The organism is Gammaproteobacteria bacterium (assembly GCA_029881255.1).
In the GTDB taxonomy this organism is placed as follows: domain Bacteria; phylum Pseudomonadota; class Gammaproteobacteria; order S012-40; family S012-40; genus JAOUMY01.
Genome location: JAOUMY010000003.1, coordinates 341230 through 367052 on the forward strand (window position 1 = coordinate 341230; position 25823 = coordinate 367052).

The 25823-nt window shown below is 48.8% G+C and carries 22 protein-coding genes; 6 read left to right on the forward strand and 16 right to left on the reverse strand.

The genetic code is table 11. The annotated features are described in order from the left end of the window. Window positions 1–275: 275 nt before the first annotated feature. The 16 genes from OEZ43_08965 to OEZ43_09040 form a co-directional block, all read right to left on the reverse strand. Window positions 276–803, reverse strand: coding sequence for a hypothetical protein (locus OEZ43_08965; protein MDH5545711.1), 528 nt, complete (start codon window positions 801–803; stop codon window positions 276–278). A gap of 98 nt (window positions 804–901) precedes the next feature. Beyond that, complete coding sequence (gspF, locus tag OEZ43_08970) at window positions 902–2119, reverse strand: type II secretion system inner membrane protein GspF (GenBank protein ID MDH5545712.1); 1218 nt, start codon at window positions 2117–2119, stop codon at window positions 902–904. Between the two features lie 8 nt (window positions 2120–2127). Further along, on the reverse strand, window positions 2128–3678 hold the full coding sequence (gene gspE, locus OEZ43_08975) for a type II secretion system ATPase GspE (GenBank protein MDH5545713.1): 1551 nt from the start codon (window positions 3676–3678) through the stop codon (window positions 2128–2130). Between the two features lie 21 nt (window positions 3679–3699). Next, window positions 3700–5691 carry a type II secretion system secretin GspD gene (gene gspD, locus OEZ43_08980; protein MDH5545714.1) on the reverse strand — a complete coding sequence of 664 codons (1992 nt, stop codon included), beginning with the start codon at window positions 5689–5691 and terminating at the stop codon, window positions 3700–3702. A 36-nt stretch (window positions 5692–5727) separates the two neighbouring features. Beyond that, window positions 5728–6678 (reverse strand): type II secretion system protein GspC, encoded by a 951-nt coding sequence (gspC, locus tag OEZ43_08985; protein MDH5545715.1) that lies wholly within the window; start codon window positions 6676–6678, stop codon window positions 5728–5730. Between the two features lie 194 nt (window positions 6679–6872). Then, a complete protein-coding gene (locus OEZ43_08990) occupies window positions 6873–7355 on the reverse strand; it encodes a hypothetical protein (protein MDH5545716.1) in 483 nt (160 codons plus the stop codon). Beyond that, a complete protein-coding gene (locus OEZ43_08995; GenBank protein MDH5545717.1) occupies window positions 7352–9271 on the reverse strand; it encodes an Ig-like domain-containing protein in 1920 nt (639 codons plus the stop codon). Before OEZ43_08995 ends, OEZ43_08990 begins: the two co-directional genes overlap by 4 nt. 72 nt (window positions 9272–9343) lie before the next feature. After that, complete coding sequence (locus OEZ43_09000; protein ID MDH5545718.1) at window positions 9344–10471, reverse strand: chemotaxis response regulator protein-glutamate methylesterase; 1128 nt, start codon at window positions 10469–10471, stop codon at window positions 9344–9346. A gap of 26 nt (window positions 10472–10497) precedes the next feature. Beyond that, window positions 10498–11343: a protein-glutamate O-methyltransferase CheR gene (locus OEZ43_09005; protein MDH5545719.1), complete on the reverse strand. Its 846-nt coding sequence runs from the start codon at window positions 11341–11343 to the stop codon at window positions 10498–10500. 98 nt (window positions 11344–11441) lie between these two features. Next, on the reverse strand, window positions 11442–12062 hold the full coding sequence (locus OEZ43_09010) for a chemotaxis protein CheW (GenBank protein MDH5545720.1): 621 nt from the start codon (window positions 12060–12062) through the stop codon (window positions 11442–11444). Between the two features lie 65 nt (window positions 12063–12127). Continuing rightward, entirely contained in the window at window positions 12128–12670 is a 543-nt protein-coding gene (locus OEZ43_09015) for a chemotaxis protein CheW (protein ID MDH5545721.1), read from the reverse strand. A 12-nt stretch (window positions 12671–12682) separates the two neighbouring features. Continuing rightward, window positions 12683–14476, reverse strand: a complete 1794-nt coding sequence (locus OEZ43_09020) for a methyl-accepting chemotaxis protein (GenBank protein MDH5545722.1) — start codon at window positions 14474–14476, stop codon at window positions 12683–12685. 11 nt (window positions 14477–14487) lie between these two features. Continuing rightward, window positions 14488–16722 carry a chemotaxis protein CheA gene (locus OEZ43_09025; protein ID MDH5545723.1) on the reverse strand — a complete coding sequence of 745 codons (2235 nt, stop codon included), beginning with the start codon at window positions 16720–16722 and terminating at the stop codon, window positions 14488–14490. 32 nt (window positions 16723–16754) lie between these two features. Next, on the reverse strand, window positions 16755–17015 hold the full coding sequence (locus OEZ43_09030; protein MDH5545724.1) for an STAS domain-containing protein: 261 nt from the start codon (window positions 17013–17015) through the stop codon (window positions 16755–16757). A 19-nt stretch (window positions 17016–17034) separates the two neighbouring features. Then, the gene (locus tag OEZ43_09035) at window positions 17035–17403 is read right to left on the reverse strand and encodes a response regulator (GenBank protein ID MDH5545725.1); all 369 of its coding nucleotides are present in this window, start codon (window positions 17401–17403) and stop codon (window positions 17035–17037) included. Between the two features lie 17 nt (window positions 17404–17420). After that, window positions 17421–18617, reverse strand: coding sequence for a methyl-accepting chemotaxis protein (locus OEZ43_09040; GenBank protein MDH5545726.1), 1197 nt, complete (start codon window positions 18615–18617; stop codon window positions 17421–17423). Between the two features lie 175 nt (window positions 18618–18792). Here OEZ43_09040 and OEZ43_09045 point away from each other — a divergent pair, with 175 nt between their 5' ends. The 6 genes from OEZ43_09045 (at window position 18793) to OEZ43_09070 (ending at window position 25805) form a co-directional block, all read left to right on the forward strand. Further along, window positions 18793–19710 carry an ROK family protein gene (locus tag OEZ43_09045; GenBank protein MDH5545727.1) on the forward strand — a complete coding sequence of 306 codons (918 nt, stop codon included), beginning with the start codon at window positions 18793–18795 and terminating at the stop codon, window positions 19708–19710. A 191-nt stretch (window positions 19711–19901) separates the two neighbouring features. Beyond that, on the forward strand, window positions 19902–20477 hold the full coding sequence (locus OEZ43_09050) for a DUF1566 domain-containing protein (protein MDH5545728.1): 576 nt from the start codon (window positions 19902–19904) through the stop codon (window positions 20475–20477). Continuing rightward, the gene (locus OEZ43_09055; GenBank protein MDH5545729.1) at window positions 20474–21325 is read left to right on the forward strand and encodes a DUF1566 domain-containing protein; all 852 of its coding nucleotides are present in this window, start codon (window positions 20474–20476) and stop codon (window positions 21323–21325) included. The genes OEZ43_09050 and OEZ43_09055 overlap by 4 nt, the downstream gene beginning before the upstream one ends. Window positions 21326–21411: 86 nt before the next feature. Then, window positions 21412–23829 carry an ATP-binding protein gene (locus tag OEZ43_09060; protein MDH5545730.1) on the forward strand — a complete coding sequence of 806 codons (2418 nt, stop codon included), beginning with the start codon at window positions 21412–21414 and terminating at the stop codon, window positions 23827–23829. Between the two features lie 289 nt (window positions 23830–24118). After that, complete coding sequence (locus OEZ43_09065) at window positions 24119–24871, forward strand: sulfite exporter TauE/SafE family protein (protein ID MDH5545731.1); 753 nt, start codon at window positions 24119–24121, stop codon at window positions 24869–24871. Then, complete coding sequence (locus OEZ43_09070) at window positions 24846–25805, forward strand: sigma-54 dependent transcriptional regulator (GenBank protein MDH5545732.1); 960 nt, start codon at window positions 24846–24848, stop codon at window positions 25803–25805. The genes OEZ43_09065 and OEZ43_09070 overlap by 26 nt, the downstream gene beginning before the upstream one ends. The last annotated feature ends 18 nt before the right edge of the window (window positions 25806–25823 follow it).

Sequence of the window (25823 nt, forward strand, 5' to 3'; positions counted from 1 at the left end):
CCTTGAAGTGACCGCTATTTCCATACCCTCTCTTCCTTTCCCTCATATTCCCCACACTTGAGAAATGCATGTGTAAAAAAAGAGGAATAGACCGATAGAGCCGGTGCTCGATTTTCCCCGCAAGTCGCGGGATACCGCCCTGTTCCTGTTAGGCTATCGACACGCCGAAAAAGGGGATTCATCGAAAAACTGCGATCTGGGTCACAGAACGTAAAACGCGATATAGACACGCGATAATTATCATTTATTCATGAGGATAAAGAGAGGTATTAGACTTATTTGGCAGACTTGGAACTGTTATCCAGATGTTTGGCCAATAGCTGTATATCACGCTGCATGTCCTTAAGCGCTACGCTTTCACTGTCATAGGCTTCAAGGATATAAACCGGGGTATTTTGGCGTAGCTCGGAGAACTCGACTCGCCACTTCGCCTTTAATTGAGCGCCCAGCTGATCAAGCACTTGTTTGACCGAATCAATACGGATGTGATTTTCGGCATAAAACCAGACTTGCGGGTGGCGGAGTAATTCACCATCCTGCTGCGCATGCCCCTCACACGACCAGATCGGTTGCCAGGGCGAATTTGTTGCTATTGCATAGACTAACGGCAACACCTGCGACTCGATGGGAAAACGGTCGGGTTCGGCCACCATGGCACGCGCTATGCCGCTGCAATCCATATTGCATTGACAGTCACAGCTTTTCGCGCCACAACTCGGGCAAACCACATCACAATGCGGGCATACCCGCTTACTGGGGGGCTGATCTGAGTTTGTTTGCTTACGAGGCTGGTCTATACGCATGGTCATTACACCGATAATCTTTGTTGATATATCGGCGTAAAAATCGAATCTATTAGTCAGCGAAGAAAGGGAAACGCATTATCGCGAAAAAAGCAGGTTTATTTAACCAGGGTGTTCATATCCAGTATCGGCAACATGATCGCCAATACGATAGTGACAACCACGCCACCCATGATCAGTATCATCAAGGGCTCGAACAGACTCATCATGCCGGTAATCATGGTTTCAACCTCCCGTTCCTGGTTTTCCGCGGTGCGTTCTAACATCTCTTCAAGATTTCCCGATGATTCACCTGAGGCAATCAGGTGTATCGCCATCGGCGGAAAATAACCGGAAGCGTTTAAGGCCTTGCTGATACCGGTACCTTCGCGAACCTTACGCGCTGCTTCATTGACGGCGTCACGCATGGGGAGATTGACGATAACCTGTCCAGAGATACGCATCGCCTCCAGTACCGGCACGCCACTGGCGGTGAGTATGCTAAAGGTGCGAGAAAATCGCCCGGTATTCATTGCGCGGGTGAGCCGCGCCACTATAGGAATACGCAGCAGCAGGTGGTGAAACTGACGTTTAAAGGATTCTATGCGCATCATGTAGCTAAACAGCGCGGCCGCCATCACCAGCAAAATGAAAACATAAATCCCGAAACCTGAGACAAAGGCGCTGACCATAATCAAGCCCTGTGTCAGCAGCGGCAATTCCTGGCCAATCGTTTCGAACATCTGTACCACTTGCGGTACGACATAGGCCAGCAAAAGCATTACAACCGCTATCGCCACCAACACAATCATGATCGGATAGACTAATGCCATGACAATGTTCTGGTTGAGCTTCTGACGCGCTTCGGTGTAATCCGCCAATCGCCCCAACACACCGGTAAGATGACCCGACTGCTCTCCGGCCTCAACCGTGCTGCGAAAGAGTTCGTTAAAGATATGAGGGTAGTCGCCCAGAGCAGAGGCCATGGTATGGCCTTCGAGAACTCGCGAACGCACACCCATGACCATATTGCGTATACGCGTTTTCTCGGATTGTTCCGAGACCGCCATGAGCGCTTCATCAATAGGTAGTCCGGAGCGCACCAGCGTTGCGAGCTGACGGGTGATGAGTGACAAATCGGTTGCCTTGATTCCGCGAGTCAATGAAAACTGACGTTTCCCTGCGCGCGCCTCTTTCTGGCGCACTTCCTCGACAGATAAAGGCATCCAGCCGCGATCACGTAATTGCTGACGTACCTGACGCGCGGTGTCGCCTTCAAGTACGCCTTTGGTCTCTTTGCCTTTCTCGTTTAGCGCTTTGTATTCAAACGCACCCATGACTGTTATCAGCCTTCACGAGTAACGCGCAAAACTTCTTCCAGCGACGTATGCCCACTGAGCACACGACGCATCCCGTCATCACGTATACCCGGCGTACGGGTTCTGGCCTGCTGTTCCATGCGGTGTTCGCTGTCGCCGTCATGAATCATGCCGCGGATCGACTCGTCGATTTCTACGACTTCATAAATACCGGAACGTCCGCGATAACCAAGATAGCTACAGACTTTGCATCCCTTGGGACGATAAATCGTCGGAGGATTGTCGGTAGCAACACCGAGCAATTCACAGTCGGAATGACTCGCAGTAACCGCTTCCTTACAATCCGGGCATAACAAACGCACCAGTCGCTGAGCGACCACGCCCAATAAACTCGACGATATAAGAAAGGGCTCGACGCCCATATCGCGCAAACGCGTAACCGCACCAACAGCGGTATTCGTATGCAGGGTGGACAACACCAGGTGTCCGGTCAAACTCGCCTGCACCGCGATTTCGGCGGTTTCCAGATCACGTATCTCACCGACCATCACCACATCCGGGTCCTGACGCAGTATGGCGCGCAGTCCGCGCGCGAAGGTCATATCCACTTTGGTGTTGACGTTGGTTTGACCGACGCCATCGAGAAAATATTCGATAGGGTCTTCCACCGTCATGATGTTACGGCGGCGATCATTGAGTTTTGACAGCACCGCATACAAGGAGGTGGTTTTACCTGAACCGGTCGGCCCAGTTACCAGAATAATCCCGTGTGGCCGAAGAATAATGCGTTGCATGACTTCGAAAGACTTCTTGTCCATGCCCAATTGTTCGAGATCAATACGCCCGGCCTGCTTATCCAGTAGACGCAATACCACGCGCTCGCCGTGACCAGAAGGCATGGTGGAAACACGCACGTCTACCGCGCGTCCGGCGATACGCAGGGAAATACGGCCGTCTTGAGGGATACGTTTTTCAGCGATATCCAGTTTGGCCATGACCTTGATACGCGAAACAATGAGCGGCGTAACCGCCTTCTTCTGTTCCAGTACTTCGTGCAACACGCCGTCGACGCGAAAGCGCACCACCAGCCGGTTTTCAAAGGGTTCAATGTGGACGTCAGATGCGCCTTCCTTAATAGCTTCGGCTAGCAGCGCATTGATGAGACGAATAATCGGCGCATCATCGGCCGTCTCTAGCAGATCTTCGGGTTCGGCCAGCTCCTGCGCCACGCTTTGCAGATCTAACTCGTCACCTGCATCGGCCATGGCCATGGATTGATTGTCTGCGCGTTCATATTTTTGTTGCAGACGCCGTTCAAATTCTTCGAGATCCAGACGTTGCAGACGTACCGGTTGCTGTAGAAATCGGCGAATTTCGATCAGGGTTTGCGAGCTGACTTTGGGGCCACAAAAAACTACAACTTGCCCATCTTCCTCATCGCCCAGCACGATATGGTGCCGCCGAGCAAAAGCGAAGCTGATTTTCTTATGCGCCCCATCATCAAATTGCGCTGCCTCCGAAGGATGCTCTTCTTCAAACTCGCTGAAATGGCTACTGGGTTGACTGGTCTGCTGCATGTTCACGCTCGCGCCCGCTCGTTATTCACTTGCACTACTGTCTTTTACGCGATCTGGCGGTATCTCGATAAAGGGCATAATTTTTTGTATATCCTCATCATCCATATTGCGCGCGTCGGCCTGTATGCCTCGCATAAAGTTATACTTGCCACCGGAGATTTGCGCTGTAACTGCCGCGTCACGCAAAATCGTCGGGCGTAAAAACACCATCAGATTCTTTTTCAATTTACGCTTGTTTTTATATCGGAACAGACTGCCTAACAATGGGATATCACCAAGCAAAGGCACTTTGGAAACGATTTCGTCTTCCTGGTCGGAAATCAAACCACCAAGTACGACGATGCGTTTGTCATCAACCATGACCGATGTTTTGAGTGTACGCTGGCTGGTTACCAGACCAGCAGTACCCGCAGAACCTGAAGTAATGGAATCCACGCTGGCATCAAGTTCCAGCTTGATCGCATCACCTTCGTTAATCTGTGGCTTGACCTTGAGACGTATACCGACTTGTTTCGGCTTGTATGTCGTAAATGGATTGGTAGGCGTGCTGCCTGTACCGGTAGAGGTAAAACTTCCTGTAGGTACGGACACCTCGTCACCGACAAAGATTTCCGCTTCCTGATTATCCATGGTCACAATGTTAGGCGTGGACAAAACATTGGTGCCGCTGTGACTGGCCAACAGTTTGATCAAGCCGCCAACAGATAAAACGTCCTGGGTAACATCACCAATCATTGCGCCGATGGACAATCCTTCACCCATGGCACCCACACCTGCTAGCAGAGACTTGGTAGGATCCCCACCGCCAGCTGTGACCACATTTTGGCCAACCTGGGTAATTGACGGATTGCCAAAATTGGTCATCCCGATAGGCAGACCTAGCGAGGCACCATTACCAAACCACTGCACACCCATTTCCGACTGCTTCGAGGCTGAAACCTCGGTAATAATCGCTTCTACCAAAACCTGAGCGCGTCTCACATCCAGCTTATGGATAACCGCCTCCAGGGAACGGAATATATCGGGCGGGCCGGAAATAACCAGTGCATTCGAACTCTCGTCGGCCTGGATATTGAAATCACTATTTCCCTTTGATCCCCCTTTTGCTGCCTTGCCCTTGGCATTTTCCTTGGCTTCAGTCTGGCCCACGCCGGTCAATACACTCACCAGATCTTTGGCCTTGGCATATTTCAAATAGATGACGTGCGTGTTACCAGTCATTTCAGACGGCGTATCGAGATGGGCAATAATGGTTTTAATACGTAAACGCGAACTCTTCTCGCCACCAAGGATAATGCTATTGGTTCGCTCATCTGCAACCATGGTAACGCCTTCGCTCTGTGGCTCTTTACCTTTGTTGCTACGCTCAAGACTTTGCAGAATACGCACGACTTCCGCAGCCGATGCATTCCCCAGTTGCACCACCTCAACTTCCGCGCCACTCGACTCGTCGATACGCTCGATAATACGCACCAGGCGATCCACATTCGCCGCGCGATCAGAAATAATCAGGGTGTTGGTTTCCGCGTGCGCGGCGAGGTGACCTTGTGGAGGTACGAGAGGGCGAAGTATCGGCACCAGTCGCGCCGCAGCGATATGTTTGATATCGAGAACTCTCGTGACAACTTCCTGACCTACGCCATCGAAAGGTACGCCGTTATGTTTGGCATCCGCATCGGGAAGTATCTTTATCACTTTTCCGGCAGGTACTGCCGTAAACCCGTGCACTTCCAATATCGCAAGAAATACCTGATACAGTTCGTTCTTGTTCAACTCGCGGGAAGAGATTACCGTCACCTTGCCCTTGACTCGCGGGTCGATAATAAAGTTTTTGCCTGTCGCCTCTGCGACGGTGCTGATGACTGATGAAATATCCGCGCCCTTGAGATTGAGGGTCAGCGCCGATGCCATAGGACTGACAAGCAGCAAAAACAGGGATAACGCCGCCAGCTTTTTCGTTCGTCTTCCTAGCCAGGCCTGCGCGACAGCCTGTCTCTTTACCATTACTCGCATATCGCCTTGCATTGTTGTTGTGTTCCGCCTTTTCCGTTAATTCATAGGTACCACGAAGGTTTGGGTCGAGCCGTTTCGTAGCACGTCCACAGATACCTCGGTGGCATCGGTAATTTGTTGCATGATTTCCAGCCCTTTTAATGGGCTATCGAGCTCGATGCCGTTGACCGCAGTGACGACATCACCGGGGCGTAAGCCCACGCGGTTCATCAATTCTTTATCCTGTCCGGGGAATATTCGATAACCTGAGAGTTTGCCCCCACGACGGTAAGGCTCCGCGCGTACGACGCCCATTACAGATTGAGGGTCGCTCATGAGCTTTTGTTTGTATTCCTTTACAACCGTGGTCACCTCGGGCCCTACTCTGGTGACCGCTCCTCGGGGACGATCCGGACGTGACGACTGCCTCGGGGACGGAGCTGTCCGCGCGATGTTTCGACTACCGAAATCCATGGTGCCAGCTTCCTTGTCCTCGGGCAAACGCAAAGTCTCAAATCGGTTGTTATGAAGGAGTATCACGCGGTCCGCAAATATTTCTTTGACTACCGCGCCACCAGGCAACGGCGCATTGATTCCATACGTATCCTCGTTTCCGCCACGATCAGCAATTATCGCCCAGGAACTGCTACCACCTGCGATAACGCCGAGCAAGGTTAGCGCCAACGTGGTGTCAGGGGCTTCTTCCGGCACGTCTTCGACTGTCGGTGCCTCAATTTGCTGTTGGGCCTCGCCAAACAAATGCCAGCTGGCGATATTGTGCTGAACACTTGATACCACGTTGGTATCAGGCGAGGGGGAACGAGGCGACTGCAACAGGGCGCCAGGAACGTCGGGCAATGAAGGCTGGGGAATCAGTTTCCATGTCAACTCCGCAAAAGTGCCTGCAATGATGACAACCATCAGCACATTCGCAGCCAATGGCAGACGAGCCAGATGGGGACTCCAGTCCGATGGTAACTTCAGGCGCTGAATATCAATAGAAAACATGAACTTGGTCTGCGAACTCCGTTCTTTTTAACATGCGCATAACGCCGTAAAACCCTGGCGGAACGACTCGAATTGCTTATGACAGTCTTGAGCGGTGAAAGTTTATCCACAAATCGCTCGAAAGTCCTAAAAGCAAGATACTGAAAAGGCAAGTATTATACCGAAAGAAACATGACAATACAGGATTGCCGTGATTATGGAAGAGGATATTCGCGCAAATGCGTACCATTGCGCTCTCGAATCACATAGGGGCTAATCTCAACGCCACGCGCATAACCTCTGATAGTGCGGCGTCCAAGCGGCAACACATCCCTCGCCGCGTAGCTCACCCCGGCGCCATCGTCGCTGATGATTTCAACGCTGATTTGCCCGGACAAGGTCTGCGGAAGCTGCAGACTATAGGGCAACTCCACATATTCGCCAGCCTTGAGTGAGAGCTGCTGCTGGGCCTTACCTGTCGTCAATACCGCGCCCGAAGGATATTTGAATGTCATTGTTAGGCGCGAAAGCGAAACATGGGAACGAACACCGATACTCAACTCCATGGAGGCGCCAGCGACAGGCTCGGCATTCGGAAGTATAAAAACCTGAATAGGCGATACGGGTTTGGCCGCATGTACAACCCCGGCAACCATCAAACTACACCACCCCAACACTAACAGTCGAAGCAATTTCATTGTAGTTTCCTCACTTTCAATTCATACGAGCCATAGCGTCCGGCGGAGGGATAATATTCCGTGTCGCGGGCGGCTGTGTTTTGAACTTCGACGTGATAAGACTTATTTTGCTCCGCGACGAATTCGAGGCGCGAGGACAAGGCAATGTCATTATTTGATACCACATAGCCACAACCTGGCTCGCTAAATTCATATGCGTTCTTCGGTTGCCAATCATCGTTTTCCAGAACAGCACCCGCGATGGAAACCGTCACACCCGCGTCGTCTACAACTCTTATGAAGGTATCTGCGCCGCTACTCAGTTTATCAGTGCGCACCTCGTATCGTTGGCCGGCAACGACATCAAAACCAACATAGTCGATATCAAAGGCTTTGCCGGAGTTATACAGGGTATGGGATTCCGCCGTGTCTAACGCGAGTTTGCGTCCAAGACCGGTAGTATCATCGTTTTCAAAATCGTCGTCGCGAAAATACACTTTGCGTTCATCGTATATAGTTTGTAGCGCGGTCAATGCCGATGCATCCGGCGTCTGAGTTTCTAGCCAGCCGTCCCAAAAGCTTTCAAGATTGACATAAAGATTTGGGCCTAGCGCAGGGAGGTAATCATCAACAACTTGCCATATCGCGGACATGCCAAACTGTTCCTGCAGTTCCCACAAAATCTTGTTCACGGCTAACTCACTACTGGAATACACATGTACGGCAGCGAGTGTTTCATGCGTGTTTTCGTCGATCACTGTGTTTTGGAGATTCGCCACATCAAAGCTAAGCTGACTTTGATCCTGGTAAGTATCAATGTAATTTGAAGCCGTGATATCCGGATTCATAGAAAGCAATGAGGCACGCGACGCATCCTGTCGCGCCCAGTTTTTTACCGCCATAGGGAAAAAATCTCCCCAACCTTCGCTCCAGGACAAACGCAAATCCAGGTCGTTATTGGCAAAAAAGTGACAACCGCCGGGTGAATCGTCGCGCGACACCAGTGTGGCGACGTAGTGACCAAACTCATGCAATAAAACATCATCGTCGTACTCGTCGGTATCTGCGCCGGTTTGGCTCAATACATAAATACCGTTTCCATTCCTGCACGCCGGATCACCGATGTTTGCGCAATAAAACGTGCCGCTTAAACTCCCTGGCTCCCAATAGACTTTCAGATCAGTGACTGCGGTACTGTTAAAGCTTTGTACAAATTCAGAACCCAGAGCAAACACGTCAAGAATATTGAAAGCGCCAGTCACCTCTACGCTCAGTGGAATATTCACTTCAAAACTGGTTTGGCTTTCGCTACTGGCAGCAAGCGGTTTGTATACCGAAAAAAGATTCTTGCTTAAATCGTGTACGCTAAGCTTGATGGTGGAATTATTGATTTGAGACTTGACGCGTATACCTATGTCGCCTTTGACTGGAACGGTCGCGCTAACCGTGCCACTTCCATCCAGAACGCCTTTGCTGATAAGCAATGAACCCTCGTTCAAAATTTCAACTTCCGCATACCGAACCACTTTGTAGGCGTTGGCGTAAAATCCGTTGGCGCCATAGAGACGGTCTTCGTAGCTAACCTTGACACTGACTTCTTTGACGTTTAAATCAATCAGAATGGTGACGGACTCTTTAAAATCTCCCGTCGAAACATTGATGGTAACCTGCCCCACTTTGTGGGCAGTCACCAGTCCATTCGCATCTACGCTGGCAATGCTTTCATCGGAACTCGTCCACACCGGCGTAGCCTGACCCGCGGTCTTGTTACCCCCTGCGTCGACGGTATAGGCCGATAGCTGTACGCTTTCTTCGAGTTTCCAGATCAGGTGACTCTCGGTTTCCACCTGTAACGCGACGGGCTTGCCTTCATCTGAAGAGTGAAAACAGGCGCTGCCCCAAAATAATAGCCATAACGCCGCAAGGCGCAATCGCATACTTGCAATCCTGCGTACTGAAATTTCAGATCGAAGCATATTGGAACCCGGCCCCCTGTGTACATCTAACCTCTAAGAGGCTCGCTTGTCTTCTAAATGACTGGATCGATTAATGATCTCAGATGGAATCTCATCCAATCCGACAATTCTCGAAGCAGCACCCCGCTTAATCGCTTCTTTGGGCATACCGAAGACAACACAACTGTCTTCATTCTGAGCTATAGTATCGGCGCCTGCCTGGCGCATCTCCAACAGACCATTGGCTCCATCATCACCCATGCCTGTCATGATAACACCCAACGCGTTCTTTCCAGCGGCCTTGGCGACCGAACGGAAAAGCACGTCAACCGAAGGTTTGTGACGAGAAACCAGAGGCCCATCAACCACTTCCACGCAATAATGGGCTCCGCTACGCTGTATTACCATGTGCTTGCCCCCGGGGGCAATAAGAGCCTGACCGGGTATTACTCTATCACCATGCTCTGCTTCTTTGACCTTGATTTCACAGATAGTGTTCAATCGATCCGCGAACGCCCGCGTAAATTTTTCGGGCATATGCTGCACTATCACAATCCCGGGACAGACGCGAGGGAGCCGGGTCAAGATTAATTCCAAAGCTTGAGTCCCGCCCGTCGATGTCCCTATGGCGACGATGGACTCCGTGGTCTTAAGCATTGCGCTACCGACAGGCGGTGGCAGGACGACATCGGCATTGAATTTCCCAGCGGGCTTTTGTATTTGCCGGGTATTGTTCGACGGTGCTGACACTGTCGACGAGGGTATTGTTACACGGCTCATGCGCGCATGAGAAGCAGCCTTAACGACCTCGATGAGGTGCGACTTTTGTTCCTGCAAAAACTCTTTCAGGGCCAGCTTAGGCTTGGTCACTATGTCTACCGCACCGGCCGACATCGCGCTCATTGTCGTTTCCGCGCCTTTCTCCGTGAGAGTGGAACAAATAACCACCGGTGTGGGGCGTTCGCTCATGATCTTACGAAGAAAGGTTAGCCCGTCCATTCGAGGCATTTCGATATCAAGCACAATGACATCCGGCCATTGCATTTCCATGCGCTTCATGGCAAACAATGGATCGGGTACGGCCGCGAGCAACTCGATACCCGGAGCTGAATTAAAGATTTCACTCAACACATTACGCACTACGGCTGAGTCATCTACTACCAGTACCTTAACAGCTGACATTTTTCATCCCCTGCCTCGCTGGATTTCTACACTTTCTTCCGATATACCGATGGCTGCACTGTTTCAAGCGTGTGGTGCAAACCATTCAGCGATTCAGAATGCCCTATGAGAAAGTAACCACCTTGTTTTAGCTGTGACGAAATTTTATTGACTAATTTTTGTTTTGTTTCGAGATCGAAGTAGATCATCACATTACGTAGAAAAATGACGTCGAACTCCCCCATATGCCCCCACTCCGACAACAGGTTCATGTGTTTAAACGTCACTTTATCCCGTAGCTTTTTGTCGACGAGCACCATACCTTGCTGAGATCGTACACCTTTCAAACAATACTTATACAAATAGTTTGACGGAATTCTACTCGTACGTTGCTCTGTATACAGACCTAATCTTGCCGCCTCTAATACCCGTGTACTTATATCGGTCCCCAAGACTTCCCATGGCTTATCGCCGATAACATTGTCCAAAACCATGGCAATGGTATAACCCTCTTCGCCAGAAGACGCGGCAGCACTCCAGACTCTGAATGGCGTACTCCAGCTCTGGTGGCTGCGCGCAATTTCTTCGAGCAATTCAAAATGTTTGGGCTCACGAAAAAAGTAAGTTTCGTTCGTAGTTAGCAAATCAACCATAATTTGCTGTTCACCGATATTGCCTCCATCGGTGATCATACGATAGTAATCCATAAACTTGGTCAATCCGTGATGACGGAGACGCTTACTCAAACGCGACACCACCAGCGAACGCTTCGCATCACTCAAGCTAATCCCTGCGAGTTCATATATCAGTTTACGAAACCGTTCAAACTCAACATCAGTGATGGAGAATTGAACGATTCCAATACTGTCAACACGGACTTCACTTGCCGCCATAGGAAACTAACCTTTCATGCCCCGTATATACTTTGATACAAACACAAAAGCCGTCGAGTATCCTCCAACGGCTTTGCGTGTAAGAATACTTGTCGGATTTATTCAGATGCATCCGTTTGCCTTTCCTGCGCTGATTGACGCATCTTTTCTTCTGCATCACTTTTCATTTTGCTGCTCAGTTTACGCTCGAAATGCTTGCTTGACTTACCAATCAGTTCAGCAAGCTCTTCTATTGCCAGCACCCGCTCAATATTCAACAGAATCACAAAACGGCCATTAATCTTGCCCATGCCGCTGATAAAGTCCGCCCGTATCCCTGCACCAAAACTTGGCGCGGCCTCGATGTCATTTTCGCGCAAGTTAAATACTTCGTTGATTGCATCGATTACCACGCCAACGGTAATCTTTTCTTCATCACTTGCTACTTCGACTATGATAATACATGTGCGCTTTGTAACAGGAGACGAAGGCTTACTCATTCTTGCAGAGAGATCAATGACTGGTACCACGCTACCCCGCAGATTGGTGACTCCGCGTACGAAATCAGGCACCATCGGTATGCGAGTAACGTTCGCATATTCGATGATTTCTTTTATTGATAGCGCATCAAAAGCGTAGGAGTCATTATCAACAGTAAAAGAAAGATACTTTTTCGCATCGTCGGCAGCATCATCTTCCAGTGCCTGACTCACTAATTTGTCTCGTGCCGCACTTTCCATCTGTTAACCTCGCTGTAAATATTATCGTTTGCCTTTGACCACACCAGGAATTAGCGTTTTCGCCATTATGCCAAGGCACTACCGTCGTGTTTGTCGGTTGCATCAATCATATCGCCTGCAGCAGCCTGCAGGGCATGCATATCTTCGAGTGAAATAACCTTGTCGATTTCCAATAGGATGATAAATTTTTCACCCATCTTTCCCATGCCACGGATAAAATCCGTACGTAAAGAGCCGCCAAATGAGGGTGCTGGATCGATATCCTCAGGATGTATATCCATTACCTCATTTACCGCATCCACAACTATGCCAACGTCCAACACAACCTGGTTGGTCTCCACCTCGACAATGACAATACAGGTACGCTTGCTGATTTCATCTGATTGACGAGATAACCTAATAGCCAGATCCATAACCGGAACGATATGGCCACGCAGGTTTATCGCGCCGCGCACAAACTCTGGCATCATGGGCACTTCCGTGATCGACCCGTACTCTATGATTTCCTTAATATTCAGTATGGCTATGCCAAAATTTTCTTTCCCTAGACGAAAAGACAGGAATTTGTGCAATTCGCCTTCCCTGGTCAATTCTTTCTTGCTATGCATAGGTTTAGTCTCTTACTTGTCTTCGTTGCCAAACGGTATAAAGTCGGAGTCATCTACAACAACATGACGATTAATTTTTAGCTTTTCGACTGGCTTGACAACTTCATTTCTCACGGTTGGTTTTGACGCAACATCTTGGCCGCGCTTGGCGCTTACAGGCTTAGCAATGTGCCTGACGGTACTTTCAGTTTTCTGCTTGGACAACTTTTCTGGAGCGACTTTAGGCACCGAATTCCGCTTGTTAAACACAGAAGGTTTTATCTTGTTTTCTTTTTCGTTCGCTGGTGCGGTATTTGTCTTTCCCTTCTCCAGAGTAAAGAACCCTATGGTTTGCTTCAAACTTTCTACATAAGTCGTTAGCTCTTCTGATGTCGCAGCCAGCTCCTCCGAAGAAGCGGCATTCGTCTGCGCCACTTTATCCAGTTGCCCTATTGCCGAATTGACTTCGCGTACGCCGGATGACTGCTCTATCGAGGCAGCGGAAATCTCTTGAACCAAGTCAGCTGTTTTCTGTATGGATGGGACTATCTGTTGCAGCAAACGCCCGGCGTCTTCCGCAATCTTCATGCTATTGTTTGAGAGCTGGCCGATCTCTTGTGCCGAGGTCTGACTGCGCTCGGCGAGTTTGCGCACTTCATCGGCGACGACAGCGAAGCCTTTACCGTGTTCTCCCGCACGCGCCGCTTCAATCGCTGCGTTCAAAGCAAGAAGATTGGTTTTGTATGCAATGTCTTCGATCAGACCAATAGTGTCCGCAATGCGACGCATTGCCTCCACGGTTTCCAACACTGCTTCGCCGCCCTTTCTTGCCTCACTGGAAGCCGACGTGGCCATATCATCCGTGACACGCGCGTTCTCTGTATTCTGGTTGATTGATGCACTCATCTGCTCTAGTGACGCGCTGGTTTCCTCCACGCTCGCTGCCTGCTCACTCGCGCCCTGGCTCAATGATTGCGCAGTCGAGTTGACCTGCGTGGCAGCGTTTGACATATTTTCCACAGCCAACCGCACTTCAATCAGCACATTTTGAATCTTTTCGACAAAGCCATTGAATGCGCTTGCGGTGAGCCCTACTTCATCCCTACCGAAATCCGGCAGGCGGCGCGTCATATCGCCATCGCCGTCACGCAGTTCGCGCGCGGCGATCAGCATCTCACGCATAGGTACACTGATACTGCGACTTATAAACGTGCCAAACAACAACGAGCCACCGACACCCAGCACGAGTATCAACAGCGTGGTGAATCGGCTAGACGCATAAAGCGCTTCAGCCTGGTTGAATTCCGTTTTTGCCATTGAAAGTTGTAGCTCGATCAATTCCGAAATTTTTTCGCCCACGGGGTCAATATTTTGGTAGAGACTTTCAACAGTGTATTTCGCCAGGTTTTTTGCGTCCTTCTCACGGAACAAAATTTCGATCTCATTCATTGCCCGATCGCCCATGGCCATACGTGGCGATATTTCTTCGACCAGACGTTTCTCTTCCACTGTCAATCGCGTGCCAAGGTAAGCTGTCCACTTCTCGTAAATCACGCTACGGGCTTTTTCCAGATTAGCCAGTCCTTTTTCGTAGGAAAAATTTCCGTTACGCACCTGATGCGCTGTATCGACTACATTTACCGCATATTCGTCAGCAACAGTCTTCAACGCATGCAGCGGGACGACCTGATTCTGGTAAACTGATTCCAGCTCATCAACAATAAGAGACATGCCACGCACACCGAGTACGCCGGTCAACACCAACATCAATGATCCAACTACCACTAGCGTGGTCAATCGAGTACTGATTTTCATGTTCTTAAACATACGTATCCCTATTAGTGCAGCGTCGGCTGAGGCCCTTGTTTACCAGCGTCCATTTGAACAAAACTACTGCTACTCAAACTTGCTTGGGAAATCGCTTTCTGCATCAGACCAGGCACGTCTAATATCACGGCGACTTCACCACTACCCAAAATCGTCGACCCGCTAATCCCCTTAAGCTGCTGAAACATTTTGCCCAGCGGCTTGATCACAGTTTGAAATTCACCCAATAATTCATCCACCACCAGACCCGCTGTCTGGCTTCCATTGTGGACAACGACAATATTTTCGCGCCCGGTAGATTCATCTGCGTCACCAAACAGGTCTCGCAATCTTAGGAAGGGAAGCACTTTTCCACGCAGATTGATGTAATTGCTATGGACAGAGATTTCCTCGTCATCTTCGTTCATTTCTATGCACTCGACGACCATATCGAGTGGAATGACATAGGAAAGACCATTAATCTCGACCAAAAAGCCGTCGATTATGGCCAGCGTGAGAGGCAGTCGGATATTGATAGTCGTACCCGCACCCGGGCGACTGCTTACATCGACTGTACCGCGCAGTGCCTCGATATTTTTCTTTACCACGTCCATACCGACACCACGCCCCGACAAGTTTGTAACCGCTTCGGCGGTGGAAAAACCTGGCTCAAATATAAGCCGGTACATCTCTTGTTCTGTCAACACGGCATTGGCTTCAACAATTCCTTTTTCGACTGCCTTGGAAAAGATTTTTTTGGCATTCAGACCGCGTCCGTCATCAATTACCTGGATGACAATACTTCCCGAGTCGTGATACGCATTAAGAGTCAAATTCCCTTCGGGAGATTTTCCCTGTTTCAAACGTTCGCCAGAAGGTTCTATACCGTGGTCCATTGCATTGCGAACGAGATGCATTAATGGGTCACCGATTTTTTCGACCATAGTCTTGTCAAGTTCGGTGTCGCCACCATTCAATTTCAATCGAATATTTTTCCCGAGTTCGAGACTGACATCGCGAACGACACGTTGGAAACGGTTGAAGGTTTCGCCGATTTGAACCATGCGCAGGCGCAAGGCGCTGTCACGAATTTCTTCGACCAGGTGCGACATTGAGGCAATAGATTCGAGCAAATTTGCGTCGCCGCTACGCTCAGCCTGCAAATTAGCGGTAGCCCCCGCGATAACCAATTCACCGACAAGATTGATTAATCCGTCCAATTTGTCCGCATCGACTCGCAGTTGACGCGGACCAGACACTTTACGACTACTACTCTGTTTTTGTTTGTTTAGTGCTGCCTCGACAACCTCCTCGTGGACGCGGTTGTCTGAGACCAAAATCTTACCTAACACGGTGTCGTCAACCGGGACGCCTTTTTCGCGCAAGACATGTTGTTTTTCCAGCGCCTTTAACAACTCTGCCTGGGTAAGCGTGCCAGATTCTCGTAACATTTCGCCCAAGGAATAGACTTCGTCGGGTAAGTGCTCTATCGATGAGATATAATCCCAAACGCGTTGCACAGGAGGAAGAATCGATAATTCCAGGTCTTCTTTAACGAATTCGAAAACAGCTTCAATTTTTTCCTTGTTTACATTTTCGGCGTGAAATTTCACCAGGTAGTTCAGGTAGGAACTTTCCGGGTCCATTTCCTTCAGAGAGGAAATTTCGTCGTGGTCGACCTCTATTGATTTTACTTCTCCCAGTTTGGTGAGGTAGCGAAAGAAGGAAATGGGATCCATACCACTACGCAGAACATCACGACTGAAACGCAGATCAATAATCCACTCTTCAGGGCCACTATACCGAGGCTCAGCGGATTTGGTCGCTTTAGCCGGTTCGGGTTTTGATGCTGCTTTAGACGACGCATCGTCGTCTTTACCTAAAAATGTCTTTAACTGTGAGAGGATATCATCATGAATCAGAAGCGTCTGATCATCAGGATCTTCATCGGAAACGGCGAACTCTACGAGAGAACCAATATGATCGCGTGACTGCAATAGCGCTGCGATCAATGTTTCATTTATCTTGATATTACCGCCGCGAATCTCATCGAGAAGATTTTCGACGATATGCGTAAAGGACTCGACGTAGTCAAACCCAAATATACCTGCCGTTCCTTTAATAGTATGAGCAGCGCGAAAGATTGAATTTATCGCATCCTCATCGTCTGGACTTGTTTCCAGAAGAAGCAAGCCTTCTTCCATATTTTCCAGCAGTTCCGTCGCTTCTACCTGAAATGCGCGTACAGCCTGATCCATGGATGACATATCTTAACCTCTATACTTTGAAACTACATCTTTTAGTCGAAAAATCCAGACATCTGATATTGTTCGAAAAGCTCTTTAATTGGGTGACTGATGTTGTCCAGGCGTAGTTGCTTGTTTTCAGCATCAGCCTGTTTCTTCATTGCGATGAGCAATTGCAGTCCGCTGGTATCAATCTCACTGACGTCAGAGAAATCAACTTCTACAACGTCCTCTTCGAGCGCGCGCAATAGAACTTCTTTGTTCGCCGCAGCGCTAGCGATGGTGAGATCTGATATTCGATATTGATCACTCATATTGCATTCAACCTGTTAATTAGGGCATCACCAATTTCGAGACGGCATCTAGCATCTGATCAGGTTTGAACGGCTTAACCATCCACGCCTTCGCGCCAGCAGCTTTTCCTTTTTCGACCATATCTTGCTGTGATTCTGTCGTTAGCATAATAAAAGGAGTGAATTTGTATTCACTCTTTTTACGGGCTTCCGTAACAAAAGTGATGCCGTCCATATTGGGCATATTCACATCACTAATGACGAGGTGAATTTTGCGTCCATCTAACTTATTCAGTCCTTCCTGCCCGTCGGCAGCCTCAATGACTTCATAACCCGCACCTGTAAGTGCGATGTTTACTACCTGCCGTAAGGAAGCAGAGTCATCAACAATTAATATCGTTTTGGCCATCGTTTAGTTCTCCTTCATCAAAAAAACTCAATATCTTTCACACCACCGTCGTCACCAGATCTTCCACCAGACAGATTGATGCGTTCCTCCTGTACGGTATAACTCGCCATCATTCGATCAGACCATGCGTTCACATCAATTGGCACAATTTCTTCGCCGTTCGAAATTTTTTGTTTCTGATCAATAGCTAAATCTTCGAGCTCAGCCAGATCATCCATGACGTGGGCCAGTATCTGGCTGACTCTGTCCTGAAACTGTAATTTGACTAATATATCTTCGACCTCAGTTTTAATTCCTTCACTTTCTTTTTGCAGAATTTCTGTTGAGTTACTCAGTCCCCGGGCAAGATTTTCGAAGCGGTGGAGAACCGATGAAATGGTCTCGTTAGACGAGGCCATCACTTTGGTATCCTGTTCGCTACTCAATTCAGCCGCTTGCCGCACTTGTTCCATGGTTTTTAACAATATCTCACTACGTTGTACGATCTTTGCGCCTGTCTGCCCGGACATAGCCGAGAGATTCCTTACTTCGTCGGCCACCACTGAGAATCCTCTTCCATGCTCTCCTGCACGAGCGGCTTCGATAGCCGCGTTTAAGGCCAAAAGATTTGTCTTCTCCGCCACCTTGCCCACCTCGGACGCCATTTCCTCCATTTCCAATACGTATTCACGCAGTTGTGAAAGTTTTACATTCAGTTCACGCTTTACATCATTGGAATGCTCTAGCGCATTCACGATAGTCCCCAAATCCCTGCCACTATGCGCGATGGCTTCATAGATTCCTGACACACCCTCACCACCCACTGCGGCATTCGAGGCGTGGACTGATTGGTTCAGCCCCTGAACTATGGTGTAAAAGCGGCGAGACATAGACAAGATAGCTTCTTCTGTCTGGACTTTGGATGTATCTATCTGTCGCTGAAGCACGGGCAACATACGGGTGAGTAATTCCCCATTACTAAACAAATATTCGCTGAGATTTTCCACGGTATTCACTTTAAGCTCTTGCATTTCGGTTGTGTCTCGACGTGAGGTTTCGCGACTCGACATTGCCCGCAAATAGGCTATCGCTGCTCCCAGGCCACCAAGCACACCTAACGCTGGAACAAGCCAGGCAAATGGCTGGGAGACATTTCCGAACAGGTATACCCACACGCCGCTGCTACCTGCACCGCATGCTATTAGGGCAAAAAAGTAGTTTCTTGCTGTTTGCACGAAAACCTAACCAAGAGTGCGCTTTTACTAAGTCTTAGTCATAAAAGCGGTGTGTCATCGACAAATTATCGACTAATCACGCGGGATACTTGAACGTATCCAAAACGGTAAAAAAGATGGATAATTTCTATCAGGCCTGAAAAATCAACGATCAGCTACGATTTCATGTGGGACTATGGGAAAAGACTCGATACATATCGGTATAGACTTGGGAGGCACCAAGACGGAAATCATTGCTCTCGATCCAGGTGGAGAAACGTTGTTTCGTAAACGAGTGTCATCACCACAGAATTCTTACCCGGCAACAATAGAGATGCTTGCGAACCTGGTAGCGGAGTGCGAAAACCGTTTGCACAATGAGTGCAGCATTGGCATCGGCACTCCGGGCAGTGTCAATCAACTCAGCGGCTTACTTCAGAATAGCAATTCTACCTGGCTCAACAACAAACCCTTCAAAGCAGATCTACAACAGCGCTTAGGCAAAACGATAGCGATTGCCAATGACGCAAATTGTTTCACTTTGTCCGAAGCGACTGATGGCGCCGCCGCTGATTGCGAGGTCGTCTTTGGCGTAATCATTGGCACTGGAACGGGTGGAGGCGTGGTTGTGAACAAAAGAGTTATTAGCGGTCGCAATGGCCTCGCTGGCGAATGGGGACATAATCCGTTGCCGTGGCCACGAAGCGACGAAGTTCCAGGTAATAGCTGTTACTGTGGAAAACGTGGCTGTATCGAAACCTTTTTATCGGGACCAGGAATCAGTAGGGATTTTCAAAACCGAACAGGCAAATTATCTAAGGCCGAAAACATCATTGCTTTGGCGAGACAAGGCGACGAAGTCGCTGTCGCATGCATGGACGACTACTACGAACGTATGGCCAAATCACTCGCGCATATCATCAATATTCTCGATCCTGACGCGATAGTATTGGGCGGGGGCTTGTCCAACATCCAGGAACTATACAACGAAATCCCAAAACGCTGGCATCGCTATGTGTTCAGCCAAGGGTTTGATACTCCCTTGCTTCAAGCCCGATTTGGTGACGCCAGCGGGGTGAGAGGTGCCGCCTGGCTCAATTCGCGCGTGGACTAATTCCAGCAGGTGAATCCCTGTTTTCCTTTTTGCCAGGAGGCCATTTGCATTAGCTCCAACAACCACCTGTAAATTCAGTTGTTTTAGTTATTCGAATCATTCCTCTATGCCTTCAGCCGCAGGAGAAATACTGAAGATTCCGCCGATTTTTCCGATTAACTGTGATGAACAGACTATCCTGGAAAATCTGTGTGAAAACACTCTGCTTGCTACTGCTTATTCCAATGACTGCGCTTGCCAGCCACGATGCGCAGCATCGTTGCGATTATTCGATTCCGGGTTATGTGCCAAATCGTTTTGAAATTCAACAGAATGGTAGTGTATTCGACACCGTTACTGGCCTGGAATGGCAACGGTGCAGTTTGGGCGAATCGTGGAGTGAAGAGCTACAACAATGCCTGGGCTACCCCCAACAAGCCAATTGGCGGGACACACTTTTCTCTGTTGTACTTTTCAATCAAGAGCAATTGGCGCTAGGACGTGATAACAACTGGCGACTACCGAATATAAAAGAGCTGACGTCTATCGTTAGTATGCATTGCGCTACACCATCTATCGACACCGAGATATTTCCCGATGCTGCGAGTAGTTACTGGTCTTCAACGCCCTATATGTCGAACACCGTTCAGTCCCTGGTCGATGGCGTAGTTATTCTCGAAAACGCAGCCTGGAATGTAAATTTCAGCTTTACCGCACAGGAACAAGCCCTGGGCATCAGTCAGCTATCTGCTGCCAGATTGGTTAGAAACGCTGGTACAACACAATGAAATGGATAAAAGCTACCGCCGGAATTGTTCTGTTAGTTTTGGCAACGACTTCTTGTTACCACGTCACGCCGCCACCAAAAACCAACGATGAATTGAGCAGCAATTTTTCACTCAACGACACTGGTGTTGCCCTTTTTCTCGAAGAAATTAACAACGGTGATGGCACTTACAGCTACGTAACCGATTCAACCAGTGATACCGGCTTACCCGGGCAGGATGGCAAATCTGGCCGGGATGTCGAATACGCAGGCAATCTAGACGGAAGCCTGGGATTTAATTTCAGTAAACTGGACAGTAACGGAAATGCTTTAAGTGACCAACAAAGCGATTACGCCAGCACACCTTGGTACTGCGTGAGCGACAAGGTCACTGGACTCACATGGGAAGTAAAAACCTATTCTGGTCTTCAGGACACGCGATTCCGATATACCTGGTATAACCCTGATCCTACGGAGAATGGTGGCAATGCCGGCGCTCTTGGCAGCGGAAGTACCTGTGAATTAACACTCACCGAATGTAATACCGCGGCTTATTTAACCGCAATCAATGCACTGAACGGAACCGGTTTGTGCGGAAAGTCAGACTGGCGAGTTCCGACCCGCGAAGAACTACGATCACTCATACACTATGGCATGCCGCGCGGCACACCCATGATAGACACAAACTTCTTTCCAAATACCAGTACCGCAGATTACTGGTCTTCACAAACCAGTTTGATAGAAGCCGACGATGGCACTTATACCGGCGCGGATGCGTGGGAAGTACACTTTCAGGCGGGGTATAGCGAAACCCACGACAAAGGCAGTACGCAAATCGCGCTCAGACTTGTCAGAGGACCAGAAAAATAGTTGTGCATGTATTCCTCTTAAAGTCTTACACCAAAAGAACCGAAAACAACATTTGAATTGCTACGCTATCGTTCTCAACATATAACATGAAATTGCTGCGGAAACTTTCATCCCGACCAATTAAGCAACTTGTGCTGAGTGGATTTCTGTTAACCGCAATTGTGCCAGTCACGATACTCGGATTTCGCTTGTACCACATGGCGTGGGACAATGCCTGGCGTGAAATCGATGAAAAACATCGACTCCTTGCGCAAAATCTCGCCCAACCCGTCAGCATTTATATTGAAAGCCTGCATTCATTACTTGCCTCACTTTCATATGAATATTCCGCCCAGGGTTTTCAGAAAGAGAATGCGACACATACCCGTCTACTCTCCAACACAGTGCGCGCACAACACAATTTTCTCTCCCTCAGCTGGGTCGACATCAAAGGGAAAGTCACGCACACCGATAGCAGAGACGGTGAGTTGAAAACTGGCGTGGACACTATCAGCGAGCTACCACTCTATTCAAAAACCCTATCAAGCAATCGCTGGGGCGTCGCCTACTCTGTCGACAGCCCTATTTCCAGAAAGCAAGCGGTGCTGATGTTACAGCCTGTACATTCCGATGCAGGAAAAAACCAGGGATTTCTGTTTGCTGAATTAAATGCCGATGTTCTGGAGAATTTACGCAAGTCGATTCAATTTGGTATAAAAGGACACTCAGCGTTTGTCGATGAACTTGGCAGAGTCATCGCTCACCCTAATCCTGATTGGGCCAAAGCCGCCAAAGATCTCTCACATCTTGAAGTTGTCCAAGCTATGATGCAGGGCAAAACGGGAACGACAGAGTTCTACTCCCCATTCATCAAAGAAAATATGGTCGTGGGTTATACTTCAGTGCCAGGATTAGGCTGGGGAATAATGGTGCCACAACCAAAAAGTGAAGTGGAAAGCCAGGTAAATGCGCTTTTGTTTTCACAATTTATTTGGGGCTCATTTGGTCTTTTACTGGCAATGATACTTGGACTTTCCATAGCGCGTTGGGTTGTACATCCGATACGCAAGCTGGCCTCTGGTACGCACGCCTTGATCAATAATGATTTTCAAGGAAGACTCCCTCCCACGTTAGGTAATGAGCCCTACGAAATAGTCGAATTAAGTCATGCACTTTCGCTTCTGACCACTGGCCTGAACGCGTCTCGCACACAAGTACGAAACCTGAATACATCTCTTCAGGAAAAAATAGCAACGGCAACCGAGCGACTACGAGAAAGCAATATCAGGCTTGAACAAGCTGTAGATGATGCCGAACAAGCCAGTCGCGCCAAAAGCAGTTTTCTAGCGAACATGAGTCACGAATTACGTACACCCTTAAACGCAATTATTGGATATAGCGATATTCTTCACGAAGAATCGATTCATAACGGGCATATTGAATATCAAGGCGATATTGAAAAAATCCAGAATGCCAGCAAGCATCTTCTCTCTCTGATAAGCGATATTCTGGATCTTTCGAAAATCGAAGCGGGTCAGATGGATATTTTTCTGGAAACATTTGAGATTGCCAGCTTTGTACAAGACATAAGCACTATCCTAACTCCCATATTGAAACAATCGGGAAACCAGTTTGAACTAGTGATGGAGAAAGACATTGGAAATCTACACGCCGACCTCGTAAAAACCAGACAGGCGCTTTTCAATCTTTTGAGCAATGCAGCTAAATTCACGACTGATGGCAAAATCACCTTGCGCGTAAAGAAAAAAACGCACTGCCACAGAGCGTGGGTCTGTTTTGAAGTACATGATACCGGGATAGGTTTAAGCAAAGAACAGATCGACAAACTGTTTATAGAATTCTCTCAGGCTGATGCCTCCACAACGCGCAAATTTGGTGGAACCGGATTGGGTCTGACTATTAGCCGCCTGTTCTGTCACATGATGGGGGGGAAAATAGAAGTTGATAGCGTACCGGGAGAAGGCAGTACCTTCACAATCATGCTTCCGGCCGAGGTTTCGCAGTATGACCTGGATGCTTCTGCCGGACTAGCGCATAAATCAAGACCCAAATCAAACACGTTCGACAATACCCATATTAAACAGGAACAAGTGATCCCAAGAACTGACAATAACTGGCAAGGCCAAGAACGTCGCACCCATATCAGTACTGTACTAATCATTGATGATGACCCAGCAACTCGTGATCTGTTGCAACGTTTTCTGCGCCGTAAGGGATTCAACACGGCAGTAGCTGCAGAAGGCGAGACAGGTCTTGCCATTGCCAGAGAAATCCGCCCGGATGTCATTACGCTCGATATCAAATTACCTGATATGGATGGCTGGAGCGTACTTGAAAAGCTAAAAACGGATTCCGATTTAAAAAACATACCCGCGATTATGTTGTCGATGATGGACAAAGATAGAAGCGCCTGGCGCGAGGCAGGGGCAGCAGCTTATATCACCAAACCTATCGATCGCGATGAGATCGAAGCCGTCATCAAACGTTGTATCCGACGCGTCTGACACCAAGCTGCAAACTGCTGCATTTCACACACATGCGGCAAATTCCTCACTCTCTTATGTCGCACGAAACCGATAACTCACTGTTCCATAGACGCACTTTTCCACAAATTCTTTGGCCTGAATCCTGCTCCCATGGATCGACCGCTTGTCGGTTATTGTTCCCACCGCGTTAAGGTGTGTGTTTAGGGAGGGATTCTATCCCTCCCATTTTATTTCGCCCTCAAATGTCTGTTAAGCTAACGATCAAACAATATCGATATACTTCCCATCAAAACGTGTGGACTAACTTTTGGATTACACCTTTTTTGTTGCATTCAGCATAGGCCTACTCAGTATCGTGCATTGCCTTGGCATGTGCAGCGGTATAGTGGGAGCGTTAAGTTTTAGCCTCCCCGCTGACGTGCAACAAAACCGCCAGCGTCTGTTTCCTTTTATTCTCAGTTACAATCTTGGCAGGATATTCAGTTACACCATCGCCGGGGCCATACTCGGAATCGCGTCCAAGGAGCTGTTCAGTTTTATCAGTCCACAATATGGGCACAAGGTATTGCAATGGATTTCTGCAGCCGTTTTGTTGCTGATAGGGATGCATGTGTCCGGCTGGTTTTCCAGACTGAATCTTATTGAGCGGCTAGGCCAACCACTGTGGCGCATTCTGGAACCTGTTGGTCGTCGTATGTTACCGGTGAAGAGTTTGCCCCAGGCCTTTGTTTTTGGCGCAATCTGGGGCTGGCTGCCTTGCGGACTTGTATATTCCGCCCTTATCTGGGCCTCGTCAGCTGGCAATTCGCTGCAATCTGGACTATTAATGTTAATGTTCGGACTGGGTACTTTACCGACCGTGGTAACAGCTGGTATCTTAACCAACTGGCTGCGCGAATTGACGCAACAGCGCAATTTCAGACGACTGGCAGGTCTGTTATTGATTGCACTCGCGATATTCAGCCCTTATTACGCTCTTGGACCGGAACACCATAATCATAATAAAAACAGCGAATTTACGTGGGGAACAGAACATGAACCAACACATATTCAGCCGTGATCTGATTGGTAACGATCCGGCCTTTCAAAGTGTGGTAAACACCACATCTCTCATTGCCGCTACTGATGTCACAGTACACATCATGGGTGAAAGCGGCACGGGTAAGGAACTGATTGCGCGCGCCATACACGACGCCAGTCCGCGCCACAACGCGCCATTTGTCAGTATTAATTGCGCTGCAATCCCGGAGAATCTTGCCGAATCGGAACTCTTTGGCCACAGCCGAGGTGCGTTTACGGGGGCCGACAAACAATTTGGTGGTCGTATTTTAGAGGCCCACGGGGGTACGCTGTTTCTCGACGAGATTGGCGAACTACCAATGCCTGTCCAGTCCAAGCTGTTACGCTTTCTCGAATCCCGTGAAATTCAGCCGCTGGGCAATACCCGCGCTATATCAGTTGATGCCCGTATTCTCACGGCCACGAATCGAAATCTGAAAGACATGGTCAAGACCGGATATTTTCGTGAAGACCTATATTATCGTCTGAGCGTCGTGCCCGTACAGCTTCCCTCTTTAAGAGAACGCAGCTCCGATGTACCGGTATTACTCCGTCACCTAACGCAACAACATGCACAGACACACCAGTTGGCTGAACCTGTTTATACCAAAGAAGCGTTGAAAATAATTCAGCGATATAACTGGCCTGGAAACGTACGCGAGTTACGCAACTTTGCAGAACGTATGCTGATATTATTTTCTGGAAGAGAAGTCTTGCCTGGCAATTTACCCGCCGAGATGAAGTCTTCTGCACCAGAACATGGCTTGAAAAAACTGTTCAAGTTGCCAGAGAGCGGTATTTCTCTCAATGATCTTGAACGCAGCTTGTTTGAACAGGCACTGGAAACGGCTAATGGTAATCAGTCGCGAGCTGCACGCCTGCTTGGCATCAGTCGCGATACCTTTCTGTATCGCATGAAAAAGTATCACCTGTAGTCGCCTCATTTACGACGA